The sequence below is a fragment of the Vibrio sp. AND4 genome (assembly GCF_000171815.1).
Classification (GTDB): domain Bacteria; phylum Pseudomonadota; class Gammaproteobacteria; order Enterobacterales; family Vibrionaceae; genus Vibrio.
On sequence record NZ_ABGR01000026.1, the window covers coordinates 13,536 to 27,530 of the forward strand.

The following is a 13,995-nucleotide window of genomic DNA, read 5'->3' on the forward strand; positions in this document are numbered from 1 at the left end:
AATAGAGGGAAACTTTAGGATAGGAACTTTCCATGAATCAGTTACCCAGTTGGCATGATGTGATCGGTGAAGAAAAACAGCAGAGCTACTTTGTTGATACCTTAGACTTTGTTCAAGCAGAACGAGCGGCAGGCAAGGCCATCTACCCACCAGCTAAAGATGTGTTTAATGCGTTTCGTTTTACTGAGTTTAATGACGTCAAGGTTGTGATTCTAGGGCAAGATCCTTATCACGGTCCTAATCAAGCGCATGGTTTGTGTTTTTCTGTGTTGCCTGGTACTAAGCCCCCGCCGTCTTTGGCGAATATGTATAAAGAGTTGGCGCAAGATATTGAAGGTTTCCAGATCCCACAACATGGCTTTCTGCAAAGTTGGGCGGAACAGGGGGTGTTACTGCTCAACACCGTATTGACAGTAGAGCAGAGTAAGGCGCACTCGCATTCCAAAACTGGTTGGGAAACGTTTACTGATCGTGTTATTGAAGCTATCAATCAGCATCAAGAAGGCGTGGTATTCTTGCTGTGGGGAGCGCACGCACAGAAAAAAGGGCGCTTTATCGATCGTAATAAACATCACGTACTAACGGCACCACACCCATCGCCATTATCTGCTCACCGAGGGTTCTTTGGCAGCAAGCCATTTTCACAAGCAAATCAGATTCTTGTTCAGCAGGGGAAAGAAAGCATAAACTGGCACTTACCAATGGTGGTGTAAAGCCCACTTTTTCTTGTCAAACCATGTGGCATGAGCTGGTGTTTGACTGTTCTACTTCGTTTTCGTGGTGTTCCTTGGACTTGAAACAGCGACAAGGATTCTGAATCCGGCATCTTTAAGTGACTCGAGAAGAGATAATTAACCGTATGACGATCGTGGCAGCGCGAACCTTGATGATGACGAGTTTATGACTGGCTAAGCGCGCCAAAGTCATCTCTCTTCGCTGCCACTAAAAAGGCACCATCAAGGTGCCCTCTGTGCAAATTATAGTTTGATGTCATCCAGAGTAATATCCTTGCAGACATCGAGTTCACGAAGTTCCTTGAGTAAGGAGCGTCTATCATTCATTTCTTCAATTTCTCGCCATTTACGTTTTACTGGTTTCGAGCGAGATTTGGTTGTTGAGGTAGTGTCCAGACCCAATAGGTCGTCGAGTTGAAAGCCGTCCATAAGCCACCTTTACCTTTTTCTATCTAGATTATTACGTCTATTCCCTGTAGAGCTTTTTAATTACCATAATCGGCTTCAGAATAACTACGACATATTTCATGTTTGTGTCGATAACATGAAATTTTCGTGCAAAAATACCCACAAAATCACATTTTCAATGAGTCTAAGGTGAGCAAAAAATAAGCGAACGAACTCACGAAAACGATTAAATAAAAAGGTTTGTTATGTTAATTGGAATGACGTATTTCATTCAATTTTTGAATGCTAAGATGGTATGGAATTTCTTTGATTAAAATGCATCCAATAGTCACAAACTAGTAAAGAAAATTTTTGTCGGACACCTTGTGGTTACTGGCCTCACTGGGTATATACAGTGTATTGCTTTGTTAACGGTAATACGGCTATTTATGTTGGTTTTTAATAAACAAAATGTTGGTATTTATAAGTATTAAATTTTCTTATAATGTTAATTTTTAGTGACGATGTAGTGAAAAATAACATCACTATAATACCTATTGCATATTGATTTTTGCCTTTCGAGACTGCATTATCCGCCCGTCAAAAAATACGCTGGTACGTGAAATGGATGCATGAAGCGATATTTACGATTCTAGATTGCAAAATAAACATTACTCAAAAAGCTAAGCACACTTTGACACTTAGCAGGCAATCTGGTGGAGAGCTTGGAAGCAAAGACTGGCGCAACTCACTTTGAGGTACACATGACAGACTTAATCAATTTGATGAATGATCTCCTTTGGGGGTCGATTCTGGTTTATCTTCTTGTTGGTGTAGGTATCTACTTCACCGTTCGATTGGGATTCATCCAATTCCGTCACTTCGGTCACATGTTCTCTGTTCTTAAGAACAGTCGTAAGGCAGATAAAGCTGGTATCTCATCTTTCCAAGCGCTTTGTACTAGTCTTGCTGCGCGTGTGGGTACCGGTAACATGGCTGGTGTCGCCGTTGCATTGACCGCAGGTGGCCCTGGAGCAATCTTCTGGATGTGGTTGATTGCAATGCTTGGTATGGCGACATCATTTGCAGAAAGCACGTTGGCGCAGCTATACAAAACCAAAGACGATGATGGCAACTACCGCGGTGGTCCAGCTTACTACATGGAAAAAGGTTTGGGCATGCGCTGGATGGGCGTGTTGTTCTCTGTTTCCCTAATCATCGCTTTTGGTTTGGTATTTAATGCCGTTCAAGCAAACTCAATTGCTAACGCAATGAACACAGCATTTGGTTGGAATAGCACGTATGTTGGTATTGCTGTTGTTGCACTATCAGCCGTGGTTATCTTTGGTGGTATCAAGCGTATCGCGAAAGTCGCAGAGATGGTTGTCCCTGTGATGGCTCTTGCTTATCTAGCACTTGCACTGTTCGTCATGTTCTCTAACCTAGAGAAGCTACCAGATGTACTGATGCTTATCTTTAAAAGTGCATTTGGACTGCAAGAAGCGGCGGCTGGTGGTCTCGGCTATGCAATCGCACAAGCCATGATTAACGGCATCAAACGAGGTCTGTTCTCGAACGAAGCAGGTATGGGGTCAGCACCAAACGCGGCTGCATCTGCAACGCCTTACCCGCCACACCCAGTCTCTCAAGGTTATGTACAGATGCTAGGTGTGTTCATGGATACCATCGTTATTTGTTCAGCGACAGTCGCCATCATCTTAATGTCTGGTGAATACGTAGGCCAAGCAACAGAAGTGACAGGTATCGAGTTAACTCAGCGCGCATTGGTCTCGCAAGTTGGTGATTGGGGTGGCATCTTTGTTGCCGTGGCAATCTTCTTCTTTGCGTTTACTTCTATCATTGCAAACTACTCGTATGCAGAAACGAACTTAATCTTCTTAGAGCACAACCACAAAGCAGGCCTAGGCATCTTCCGTATCGTTGTATTGGGTATGGTAATGTTTGGTGCACTGGCGTCTCTCCCAGTAGTTTGGTCATTGGCTGATGTCTCTATGGGCTTTATGGCGATTGTGAACTTGGTCGCGATCATCTTATTGTCTGGCATCGTGATTAAGCTGGCGAAAGATTACAACCGACAGCTAAGCGAAGGTAAAGTGCCGACGTTTGATCCGAATGACTTCCCTGAACTGAAGTCTCAGCTGGAAGAAGGCATTTGGGATAACGCTAAGAAACAAGACTAAGTGACGCCCAATTATTGTTGAAAGCTATCAATACGATTCAAAAAGCCATGCAGACAATGCATGGCTTTTTTTGTACTCTATGGAAAACAAAATTAGGGAAGTTAAAGTATGCTTATCGTAGTTTCTCCGGCTAAAACGCTCGATTACGAATCACCACTCGCGACCGAGAAGTTTACTCAACCAGACTTAGTTAGCTATTCAAAAGAGCTGATAGAGGTTTGCCGTAATTTAACACCTGCTGACGTGGCATCATTGATGAAAGTGAGTGATAAGATCGCTGACTTGAACGTGGGCCGTTTTCAAGAGTGGAGCGAAACCTTCACCACCGACAACGCGCGCCAGGCTATTTTGGCTTTCAAAGGCGATGTTTACACTGGTCTTGCAGCAGAAACTCTCTCTGATGCCGATTTCGATTACGCTCAAGATCACTTACGCATGCTCTCTGGTCTATACGGTCTACTTAAGCCGCTTGATTTAATGCAGCCATATCGTCTGGAGATGGGCACCAAGCTTGCGAACGATAAGGGGGCTAACCTCTACCAGTTCTGGGGTAATGTGATCACTGATAAGCTCAATGAAGCGATCTCAGCTCAGGGCGACAATGTACTGGTCAACCTAGCTTCAAATGAATACTTTAAAGCAGTGAAGCCAAAGAACTTGGAGGCGCAAGTGATCACGCCAATCTTTAAAGATTGTAAGAATGGTCAATATAAGGTTATCAGCTTTTACGCCAAAAAAGCGCGCGGAATGATGGCGCGTTACATTATCGAAAACCGCATTGAAAGCGTTGCAGACTTAACTAAATTTGATACCGCTGGTTATTATTTCGTTGAACAAGAGTCGACGCCAACAGACTTGGTATTTAAGCGTGAAGAGCAAAACTAATTGAGAGACGTTAACTCTTAGCTTTGTTAAGTCAATTCACAGCAAAAAGTCGGATAGTTATCCGGCTTTTTTTATATCCGTGAAACCTGATCCAAATTGAACTTGATCCCATAAAAAGTGTAATTTTTAAAAAATAGTTGAGCGGAGAGTTTTAAAGTTGTATTTTAAATGCAACTTTAAAGATAAAGGAGTTCTACCATGTCAGACTTCAAGCTCACCCACAAGAAAGCCTCTAAACTGTCAGAGTACATCGCCCTGCGCATTACTAGGTTGTTGAAATTTACTCTGAACATTTTTTACGGCAAGAAGTATGCAAAGCGAGCGGTGATTCTCGAAACTATCGCAGCTGTACCCGGTATGGTTGCAGGTATGTTCAACCACCTCAAAGCGCTGCGTCGAATGAAAGACGATGAAGGTTGGATCCGAGAACTTCTCGATGAGGCAGAAAATGAGCGTATGCACCTAATGATTTTCCTCGATATTGCAAAGCCAAGTTTTGTTGAGCGTTTATTAGTTCTGCTGGGACAAGGTGCTTTTATTCTGGTTTACAGTCTGATCTATTTATTGTCATCTAAAATCGCTCACCGCGTTGTAGGTTACTTCGAAGAGGAAGCTTGCAACAGCTACACCGAGTACTTAGAGAAAATTGATAGTGGGGAAGTGGAGAACGTTCCAGCTCCGACATTGGCAATCGGATACTACAAGCTGCCTGCTGATGCGATGCTAAGAGATGTAATTTTACGTATTCGAGAAGATGAGGCGGGACATCGTGACCGCAATCATGGCTTTGCTGATGCCTATGAAGACAGAGCCCTTCCAGCCCATCAGTTATAATTGAACAAAATAAAAAGAGCCGCATTTGCGGCTCTGTTAACTTTGGATCAACCAGACTAGATTACTTTTTCTTAGTGGTTTTCTTTTTTGCTACTTTCTTCTTGTCGTCTTTCTTCTTTTTCTTCTTGAACGACGGCTTTTTGTGCTTTGGACGCATCTCTTTTACGAAGCGCTCTTTGATGTCTTCTTTCACGTAGCGAGCGACGCGCTCCAGCATTGGCTGGTCGTGTGCTTCTACGATTGAAATTGCGTTACCTTTCTTACCTGCACGGGCTGTACGGCCGATACGGTGAAGGTAAACATCTGCCGTACGTGGCATATCGTAGTTGATGACGTGAGATACGTCTGGAAGGTCGATACCACGTGCAGCAACGTCTGTCGCGAGTAGCACGTTTACCGCGCCTTCACGGAAGCGAGAAATCGCGTTATTACGACGGTCTTGGGGCATTTCGCCTTGAATCCAAGAGCATGGAATTTGTGCGCTCTCAAGCTGTGCACGAAGTTCTGCCAGACGCTCACGAGTTTTCAAAAATACGATGGTACGTTCCGCTTGCTCTGTGATGATGTGTTTTAGTAGGGCAAGTTTATGTTCGGCGTCATCGGCGCGGTGATACCATTGTGCAATCTTCTTTCGCTCACGCAGCGGTGATTTCGCATCGATCTTCGCTGGTTCGTTCAGTAGATCAGCGGTGAAACCTTCTACGCCTTTACCTTCCAGTGTTGCAGAGAACAGTAGGGTTTGCTTACGCCAGCGACATTCGTTAGATAAACGGTCAACCGTTGGAGCAAAGCCCATGTCTAGCATGCGGTCAGCTTCATCAAGAATTAACCATTCAATTGCACGACAGTCAAAACGTTCCGCATCGATGTATTCACGTAGACGCCCTGGTGTGGCGACCACTATGTCTTGCGTGGTGGCTAGGATGTCTGCATGTTCTTGATATTGAACGCCACCAGTAATGGTGAAGATGTTTAGCTTGGTGTTTTTCGCCATCGCACGAGCTTGATCTGCGACCTGCATCGCGAGTTCACGTGTTGGCGTTAGGATCAAAATACGAGCAGGCCCAGGCTTACGACGTGGAAAATCTTGCAGGTATTGCAGTGCTGGCAGGACAAAGGCCGCCGTTTTACCAGTACCAGTAGGTGCTGACGCTAGAATGTCACGACCATCTAACGCTTGTGGGATCGCTTCCGCCTGAACGTTAGTTGGGCGTTCATAACCCATTTGTTCGATGGCTTCGAGTAGGTTTTGGTCTAGATCAAGTTCAGCAAAGGTTCTGATCACAATGAGTTCTCCACAAGCAAAGCTTGGTTAATGGTTCGCAGCAGCGGCATAGAATAAAGAAAGGTCGCACATTATAAAGTGATTGGTGACAAGGATCACATGTTATTTCACATCTTAAGATAAAACTCGTGAGTTAGCTGGATAAAATCGTCGCTATAACCTTCTTCTGAGTGAATAATCAAATGCGTTTCTTGAGTATCACAAGGCTGTTTGGCTAATTCAAACAGCAAACGGTGTGTCGGCTTCTTCTGTGATGGTTGCACGCGGCACAGACGCGACAAGTGCCACTCTTGTTGCAGTGCCATACTAATAAACTGCTTGCCTTCGGTAATCGGTAGGACAAAACTGGCTGTCCCTTCCTCAACCAGCAGTTCATAACATCGTTTGAGTAATTCGCTGTGCTGCAAGGTATCTGTGTGTCTGGCGGTTGCGCGTTGGCTTTTTTTCGATTGCTCACCACTGTTGAAGTAGGGGGGGTTACAGATGATGCGTTCAAAACGTTGCTCAGGTTCAAACTGTAACACATCGGTGTAATGAAGGCGGAGTCTGTCTGACCAAGGCGATTGGGCGAAGTTTTGATGAGCTGCCTCGATCGCCGACATTTCAATATCAAGGGCGGTTACGTGTGCTGAGGGGAACCGCTGCGCGCACATTAATGCCAGCAAACCCGTCCCCGTGCCTATGTCCAAAATTATATCCTGTGGTGAACAATTTACCCAAGCGCCGAGCATGACACCGTCGGTGCTGACAGGCATGCCGCTTTCACCGCCATGAATTGAAAATTGCTTGAACTTAAAGCCCTTAGTTTGAATATATTCACTCTTCATGATTCTTTCATATTTACCCAACAATAGAGGATAATGCTCCGTTGTTACTTAATTGTTTGGATTGTTGTTTTGTTGGTTGTAAAATTGTATCCACAAATGTTCAATACAAAAAGCTATTAATAAAAACCATAGTAGTTAGATTCACTGCTTTTGAGCTATAGAACTAAATTAATATGGTGTTTCTCTCCTAGAGGTTGCTAAATGGTGATTGTTTCGTCATTATGCGGCGGAAAATTTATAGCTTGAACCACAGTTACTCATTTTATTTGGGTATGCCAAAAGTGGTCGATGCATACACAACATTCATCAATTCAGAAAAGGGTTATCTGTGAAGCAGACGTTAAAACTAACAGATATTATCGCAGTAGGATTTATGCTATTTGCGTTTTTTCTAGGCGCCGGCAACATCATTTTTCCACCACTAGCGGGTCAGCTAGCGGGTGATCACTTGATGCCAGCAATGTTCGGTTTCTTGCTAACAGCAGTGGGTCTACCTCTTATTACCATCGTTGCTATTGCTTTGGCTGGTGGCTCTTGGGATCACTTGACTCAAGACCTCCCTAAGAAAGCAGCAGTGTTGATGGCGGTATTGATCTTTATCATCATTGGTCCTGCATTTGCTGCACCTCGTACTGGCCTTGTGGCTTACGAGATGGCTATCAAACCATTCTTTTTAGATGCGTCACAGGGGCATCTTACCTCATTTTCAATCTCGTTTTTCGCGGTAGCAATGACTTTCGCTTGGTTTCAGGGGCGTCTCATTGACTTGATTGGTAAAGTGCTAACACCTGTATTGTGTCTTGGCCTTGTCGTTCTTGCGGTTGCCGTATTTGTTGACCCGCAAGGTGAAATGATGGGCGCGCATGGTGAGTACTTAACTCAGCCGCTGACCAAAGGCTTCCTTGAAGGTTACAACACCATGGATACGTTCGCATCTTTGATGTTTGGTATGCTTATGGTGGATGCCCTTCGTAGTAAAGGCATCACTGAACGTGCTGCAACAACGAAATACCTAATTTTTGCAGGTTGTATTGCTGCTGCAGGTCTTGCGTTTGTTTACATCTCATTGTTCTATCTAGGTGCGACCAGTATGACGGTTGCGGCTGGTGCAGATAACGGTGGTGCAGTACTGAGTCAATACGTTCAAGCACTATTTGGCCCTTACGGTCAGGTTGTTCTCTCAATTATCGTATTGCTTGCGTGTTTGACTACGGCGATTGGCCTTATCTCGGCATGTTCAGACTTCTTTAGTTCTAAGACAAAACTGACTTACAAGCAGTGGGTGGTCATTAACGGTGCTGCGTGTGCACTGATTGCAAACGTTGGTCTGTCTCAGCTGATTTCGTTGTCAGTTCCTGTACTGTTTGCGCTGTATCCAGTCGCTGTTGCATTGGTTGCGCTAACATTCGTACGTAGCAAGCTGCCAAACCCACGTGCAGCGTATCGCTCTGTACTGCTGGTATCGCTACTGTTTGCATTGATTGACGCTGCGAAAGTCGCGGGTCTGGACGTTTCTGCATTTAGCATGCTTCCTCTATTTGAAGTCGGCATGGGATGGGTTCTACCAACCTTTGCTGCGATTGTTTGCATGTTCTTTATGGCTAAACCTGTACAACAAGAGTTGGCTGAAGAGGCGGCATAATTGCTGATTCGTAAGATTAAAAAAGCCCGGTGAAGTGATTCACCGGGCTTTTTTTTCTGTTGTGTCGCGCCATTATATCGGCTTACAGTGTGTCGTGAAACTCCACCAACACTTGCTCGCACCATTTCTCGATGCGTTCATCGCTTAATTCGTATTGGGAATCTTCATCCAGAGCTAGGCCAACAAATTGGCTACCATCTTCACTCAGTGCTTTTGACGCTTCGAACTCGTATCCTTCGTTTGGCCAGTAGCCAATGAATTGCACACCTGTTACTTTGAGTTCGTCATGCAGTAACCCCATTGCGTCAAGATACCATTCGCCATAGCCTTCTTGGTCACCCAAACCGAACAGGGCAACGACCTTACCTTTAAGCGGCGTGATTGCAATATCTTCCCAGATTGCACTCCAATCTTCTTGGATTTCACCGAAGTCCCACGTTGAGATGCCGATCAGCAATAAATCGTAGTCTGCCATCAGTGATAGTGGTGTCTCTTTCACGTTGTGAATGTCGACAAGGTCTTCACCAATGATATTGCGAATTTTTTCAGCTGCCATTTCTGTGTAGCAGGTTGTTGAGCCGTAAAAGAGTCCGATTTTCATTATATTCGTCGTTTTTTATGTTGTTGTTATGGCTGATTCTAACCACAAAATGGGGAAGATTGCAGCGAATATCCTTAGGAGGTGATTTTTTTATGGTATTGGTTAGACAGTTGCCTTACCCTCAATACTGTAAATATAAACAGATAAGGAAGCGTTCATGACGGCACAACAGCCTGTCAATCAACAAGATTTTGGCCTCGTTGAGCAATTCTTAGATGCGATGTGGATGGAGCGTGGATTATCGGAGAACACGTTGGCTTCCTATCGAAATGATTTAATGAAGCTACTCGTATGGATGGAGCAACACTGCTACCATCTTAGTTTTATCAGTTTGTCTGGCTTGCAAGAGTACCAAAGCTACCTTGTGGATTTAGATTATAAGCAGACATCCCGTGCGCGCATGCTGTCGGCGATTCGCCGTTTGTTCCAATACATTCACCGCGAAAAAGTGCGATCGGATGATCCTAGTGCACTATTGGTCAGTCCAAAGCTGCCACAACGCTTGCCAAAAGACATCAGTGAAGAACAAGTCGATGCATTACTGGATGCGCCAGATCCGAATGATCCAATCGAGTTGCGCGATAAAGCCATGCTTGAGCTACTTTATGCAACTGGTTTGCGTGTGACAGAGCTTGTCAGTCTGACAATGGAAAATGTCAGTTTGCGCCAAGGTGTGGTAAGAGTCACAGGTAAAGGTGGAAAAGAGCGCCTTGTCCCTATGGGCGAGAATGCGGTGGATTGGATTGAAACCTTTATCAAGCAAGGTCGGCCTGCCCTATTGGGGGAGAAAACGTCAGATGTGGTATTCCCAAGTAAGCGTGCCAGGCAGATGACCCGTCAGACGTTCTGGCATCGAATCAAGCATTATGCTGTGATCGCCGGTATCGATACTGGTCACTTGTCGCCACATGTACTTCGACATGCTTTTGCTACACATTTATTGAACTATGGCGCAGATCTCAGGGTCGTACAGATGCTGTTGGGACATAGTGACTTATCGACCACGCAAATTTATACTCACGTGGCGACTGAGCGATTGAAACAAATCCACAGTCAACACCACCCAAGGGCATAATGATGGTTTTGTTCATCCATTATCTCATTGGATGAATAGATTTAATTTTAAGGTGAATTTAATGAGCGTATTACGCCGACTAACTCTACTGACTCTACCGTTTTTCATTGCCGCTTGTGGTGCTGAGGAAGGTCAGGTAAAAACGGAAACTCCTGTACAACAAGTCGCACCAGCGGCAAAACAGAATATGGATAACGCTGACTTAAAAGCAAAGTTCTCTAAGCTGGGTGTCTCTATTCTTGATATCCAGCCATCAGACTTGGCTGGCTTATTGGAAATTAAAACCAATGGCGGCGTGATATACGCATCAAACGATGGTAGTTATTTTATTGCGGGTACGCTTTATGCCATTGATGATAACGGTGGTTACAAAGATGTGGTTGCTGAACGTCAAGCGCCATTGAATGCAGCCAAAATTGCTAAGTTTTCTGACAGTGTGATTGAGTACAAAGCAGAGAACGAGAAGTACGTAGTGACGGTATTTACTGATATTACATGTGGTTACTGTGTACGTCTGCATCATCAGATGCAAGGATACAACGACTTAGGTATTACCGTGCGTTACATGGCTTACCCTCGACAAGGTGCAACAGGCCAAGTTGCAGAGCAGATGGCAACGATTTGGTGTTCAGAAGATCCTCAATCAGCAATGCACAGTGCAAAAGTTGAAAAAACGTTTGATACCCCAGCTAAAGATCTTAAGCAGTGTAAAGAAACCATCCAAGCGCATTACAACTTAGGTCGTGAGCTCGGTGTTTCTGGCACACCAGCTATTTTCCTACCAAGCGGTGAGTTAGTCGGTGGTTTCCTTCCGCCTGCACAATTGCTAAAACGTTTAGAGCAACAATAATCCTTTAAGGAGCAGAGCCAGCGTTATTCGTTGGCTCTTTTCAAACATGATAGATATTCAACGACGTCCCGAACCCAATCTTTCTCTTCTTCCTGATTCCATTCCTGCCATTCTTAAGCGCATTTACATCAATCGTGGTATCACAGATGTCGCCCAGTTAGAAACGTCTGCACGTGGTTTGCATTCATACCAACAGTTGGGTGGCATTGACCAAGCCGTTGAGCTGCTGTTTCAAGCCATCAAGGGACAAAAACGCATTATTATTGTGGGCGATTTTGATGCTGATGGCGCAACCAGCTCGGCTTTGTCGGTGCTAGCATTACGTATGCTTGGCAGTCATAACGTCGATTACTTAGTACCGAACCGTTTTGAAGATGGTTATGGCCTGAGCCCAGAAGTAGTAGATCAAGCTTTAGAGCTTGGTGCAGAGATGATCATGACAGTGGATAACGGTGTGTCATCGATTGATGGTGTTCGTTATGCGAAGGAGCATGGTATTACCGTGCTGGTGACCGACCATCACTTACCGGGGCAAGTATTACCAGATGTGGATGCCATGGTTAACCCAAATCTAGATAGCTGTGCTTTCCCATCGAAAGCGTTAGCGGGGGTGGGCGTTGCTTTCTATCTGATGATGGCGCTGTGTGTACACATGCGTAAACAAAATTGGTTTGTGCAACAGGGGATGCAAGAGCCTAAGTTGATGGAGCTTATTGATCTTGTTGCACTTGGTACTGTCGCCGATGTTGTCCCACTGGACGAAAACAACCGTATTCTTGTCCATCAAGGTTTGCAACGTATTCGTGCGGGCAAAGCGCGTCCGGGTATTCAAGCTTTGATTGAGGTGGCGAAGCGTGATGCACGTCGTCTGGTGGCGTCCGATTTTGGTTTCGCTCTCGGGCCACGCATCAACGCTGCAGGCCGTCTGGATGATATGTCTTTCGGTGTAGAGCTACTGATGGCTAACAATATCCACGCGGCGCGTCGCATGGCAAGTGAACTCGATGGTTTAAACCAAACTCGTAAAGAGATTGAAGAAGGGATGAAGCAAGAAGCGATGGCTTTTTGTGAGCGCCTTCAGTTTGGTGAAAACAGTCAACTGCCGCACGGCTTGGTTTTGTTCCAACGTGATTGGCATCAGGGTGTCATAGGCATTCTTGCTTCGCGGATTAAAGATAAATTTCACCGTCCAGTTATTGCATTTGCTGATGGTGGTGAAGGGACGATCAAGGGGTCTTGTCGTTCGATAGTGGGACTGCACATGCGTGATGCGCTGGATTTTATTGATACGCAAAATCCGGGCTTGATCATCAAGTTTGGTGGTCACGCGATGGCGGCAGGCCTGACGATCAAAGAGCAAGATTTCGAGCGTTTTAGCCGCTTGTTCGATGACGTCGTCAAGAGAGAGTTAGATGAAGCGGCGCTGAAAGGCGTTATCATGTCGGATGGTGAGCTTAAGCCAGAAGAGTTTTCCATGCAGATTGCTGAGCAACTGCGATCGGGGGGACCTTTTGGCCAAGCCTTTCCTGAGCCTGTCTTTGATGGGGAGTTCAAAGTATTGCACCAAAAGTTGGTGGGTGAGAAGCACCTTAAACTGATGTTAGAGCCACTTTACAAAGGTCATCCAACCAACGTCATGATTGATGGTATTGCGTTTAATATTGACTTGCGCCGTTGGCCAGATGCATCGGTAAAAACCGTACGCCTGGCGTATAAGTTGGATGTGAACGAGTTTCGTGGCAACCAATCATTGCAGTTAATGATTGATCACATTGAAGCCAAGTAATACGGATAAAATCCCTTCTTTTAGAGTGCGGCCGCCTTTCATTAGAGCAAAAATGATATGGCCGTACTCCCTCTAATTGCAATCTGATTTCCCAGCCGAAATTTTCCTGTATCTCGGTCACATTTTTGAGTAGAATTTCTCGGTTAAATTCTACTCTAAAATGTTGAGCCAACATGTTTGAAATTAATCCAATTAAAAATCGTCTTCAGGACGTGTCTGAGCGCACGAATGTCCTGAGGGGGTACCTTTGACTATGACGCAAAGAAAGAGCGTCTAGAAGAAGTTAACGCAGAACTTGAACAGCCGGATGTGTGGAACGAGCCAGAGCGTGCACAAGCATTAGGCAAAGAGCGTGCATCTCTTGAAGCGATAGTTGAAACAATCGTTCAATTAGAGCAAGGTGTAGAGGACGTTGAAGGTCTTTTAGAACTTGCGGTTGAAGAGGAAGATCAAGAAACGTTTGACGAAATCGAACCAGAGCTTGCTGAATTGGAAGGAAAGCTAGAAAAGCTTGAATTCCGTCGAATGTTCTCTGGCGACCACGACAGCTCAGATTGCTACATCGACTTGCAAGCTGGCTCAGGTGGTACAGAGGCACAAGACTGGACCAACATGATGCTGCGCATGTACCTTCGATGGGCTGAAGCGAAAGGTTTCAAGTCTGAGGTGATCGAAGTATCGGAAGGCGAAGTCGCAGGTCTGAAGGGCGCTACGGTAAAAATCTCTGGTGAGTACGCTTACGGCTGGCTACGCACAGAAACCGGCGTTCACCGACTTGTACGCAAATCGCCATTCGATTCAGGCGGTCGTCGTCATACCTCATTTGCATCTGCGTTTATCTACCCAGAGATTGATGACAACATTAATATCGACATTAACCCATCTGAC

General features: G+C 45.2%; 12 protein-coding genes and 1 pseudogene. 9 read left to right on the plus strand and 4 right to left on the minus strand.

Annotated elements, in window-relative coordinates:
- Positions 1 to 32 precede the first annotated feature (32 nt).
- Positions 33 to 713, plus strand: coding sequence for a uracil-DNA glycosylase (ung, locus tag AND4_RS15915; protein WP_009844000.1), 681 nt, complete (start codon positions 33 to 35; stop codon positions 711 to 713).
- Positions 714 to 977: 264 nt separating this feature from the next.
- Here ung and AND4_RS15920 read toward each other — a convergent pair whose 3' ends face one another.
- Positions 978 to 1,163, minus strand: coding sequence for a DUF3545 family protein (locus AND4_RS15920; protein WP_009844001.1), 186 nt, complete (start codon positions 1,161 to 1,163; stop codon positions 978 to 980).
- A 722-nt stretch (positions 1,164 to 1,885) separates the two neighbouring features.
- Here AND4_RS15920 and AND4_RS15925 point away from each other — a divergent pair.
- The 3 genes from AND4_RS15925 to AND4_RS15935 all read left to right on the plus strand — a co-directional run bounded on the left by AND4_RS15925 (position 1,886) and on the right by AND4_RS15935 (position 5,041).
- Positions 1,886 to 3,322 carry a sodium:alanine symporter family protein gene (locus AND4_RS15925; protein ID WP_009844002.1) on the plus strand — a complete coding sequence of 479 codons (1,437 nt, stop codon included), beginning with the start codon at positions 1,886 to 1,888 and terminating at the stop codon, positions 3,320 to 3,322.
- A 108-nt stretch (positions 3,323 to 3,430) separates the two neighbouring features.
- Complete coding sequence (gene yaaA / locus AND4_RS15930) at positions 3,431 to 4,207, plus strand: peroxide stress protein YaaA (protein ID WP_009844003.1); 777 nt, start codon at positions 3,431 to 3,433, stop codon at positions 4,205 to 4,207.
- A gap of 198 nt (positions 4,208 to 4,405) precedes the next feature.
- Positions 4,406 to 5,041 (plus strand): alternative oxidase, encoded by a 636-nt coding sequence (locus tag AND4_RS15935; protein ID WP_009844004.1) that lies wholly within the window; start codon positions 4,406 to 4,408, stop codon positions 5,039 to 5,041.
- Positions 5,042 to 5,102: 61 nt separating this feature from the next.
- On the opposite strand, the gene srmB is transcribed toward AND4_RS15935, so the two are convergent.
- Both srmB and AND4_RS15945 read right to left on the minus strand, forming a co-directional pair.
- Positions 5,103 to 6,326, minus strand: a complete 1,224-nt coding sequence (srmB, locus tag AND4_RS15940) for an ATP-dependent RNA helicase SrmB (protein WP_009844005.1) — start codon at positions 6,324 to 6,326, stop codon at positions 5,103 to 5,105.
- 107 nt (positions 6,327 to 6,433) lie between these two features.
- Positions 6,434 to 7,153, minus strand: coding sequence for a methyltransferase (locus tag AND4_RS15945; RefSeq protein ID WP_009844006.1), 720 nt, complete (start codon positions 7,151 to 7,153; stop codon positions 6,434 to 6,436).
- Between the two features lie 328 nt (positions 7,154 to 7,481).
- Between AND4_RS15945 and brnQ the strand changes: the two genes are divergently transcribed.
- Entirely contained in the window at positions 7,482 to 8,795 is a 1,314-nt protein-coding gene (gene brnQ / locus AND4_RS15950; RefSeq protein WP_009844007.1) for a branched-chain amino acid transport system II carrier protein, read from the plus strand.
- Between the two features lie 82 nt (positions 8,796 to 8,877).
- Here brnQ and fldB read toward each other — a convergent pair whose 3' ends face one another.
- A complete protein-coding gene (gene fldB, locus AND4_RS15955; RefSeq protein ID WP_009844008.1) occupies positions 8,878 to 9,396 on the minus strand; it encodes a flavodoxin FldB in 519 nt (172 codons plus the stop codon).
- A gap of 157 nt (positions 9,397 to 9,553) precedes the next feature.
- On the opposite strand from fldB, the gene xerD reads away from it, so the two are divergent.
- From xerD to AND4_RS15975, 4 genes and pseudogenes are all read left to right on the plus strand, one after another.
- Entirely contained in the window at positions 9,554 to 10,471 is a 918-nt protein-coding gene (gene xerD / locus AND4_RS15960; protein WP_009844009.1) for a site-specific tyrosine recombinase XerD, read from the plus strand.
- Between the two features lie 61 nt (positions 10,472 to 10,532).
- Positions 10,533 to 11,321, plus strand: a complete 789-nt coding sequence (gene dsbC / locus AND4_RS15965; RefSeq protein WP_009844010.1) for a bifunctional protein-disulfide isomerase/oxidoreductase DsbC — start codon at positions 10,533 to 10,535, stop codon at positions 11,319 to 11,321.
- Between the two features lie 46 nt (positions 11,322 to 11,367).
- Positions 11,368 to 13,107 (plus strand): single-stranded-DNA-specific exonuclease RecJ, encoded by a 1,740-nt coding sequence (gene recJ, locus AND4_RS15970; protein WP_009844011.1) that lies wholly within the window; start codon positions 11,368 to 11,370, stop codon positions 13,105 to 13,107.
- A 173-nt stretch (positions 13,108 to 13,280) separates the two neighbouring features.
- Positions 13,281 to 13,995, plus strand: a pseudogene (locus AND4_RS15975) (PCRF domain-containing protein); the annotation flags it as partial.

Excerpts from the sequence above, each read along its gene's own strand:
- ung (WP_009844000.1), top strand. The coding sequence starts at position 33 with ATGAATCAGTTACCCAGTTGGCATGATGTGATCGGTGAAGAAAAACAG.
- recJ (WP_009844011.1), top strand. The coding sequence starts at position 11,368 with ATGATAGATATTCAACGACGTCCCGAACCCAATCTTTCTCTTCTTCCT.
- AND4_RS15935 (WP_009844004.1), top strand. The coding sequence starts at position 4,406 with ATGTCAGACTTCAAGCTCACCCACAAGAAAGCCTCTAAACTGTCAGAG.
- fldB (WP_009844008.1), bottom strand. The coding sequence starts at position 9,396 with ATGAAAATCGGACTCTTTTACGGCTCAACAACCTGCTACACAGAAATG.
- dsbC (WP_009844010.1), top strand. The coding sequence starts at position 10,533 with ATGAGCGTATTACGCCGACTAACTCTACTGACTCTACCGTTTTTCATT.
- AND4_RS15945 (WP_009844006.1), bottom strand. The coding sequence starts at position 7,153 with ATGAAGAGTGAATATATTCAAACTAAGGGCTTTAAGTTCAAGCAATTT.
- xerD (WP_009844009.1), top strand. The coding sequence starts at position 9,554 with ATGACGGCACAACAGCCTGTCAATCAACAAGATTTTGGCCTCGTTGAG.
- yaaA (WP_009844003.1), top strand. The coding sequence starts at position 3,431 with ATGCTTATCGTAGTTTCTCCGGCTAAAACGCTCGATTACGAATCACCA.
- AND4_RS15925 (WP_009844002.1), top strand. The coding sequence starts at position 1,886 with ATGACAGACTTAATCAATTTGATGAATGATCTCCTTTGGGGGTCGATT.
- AND4_RS15920 (WP_009844001.1), bottom strand. The coding sequence starts at position 1,163 with ATGGACGGCTTTCAACTCGACGACCTATTGGGTCTGGACACTACCTCA.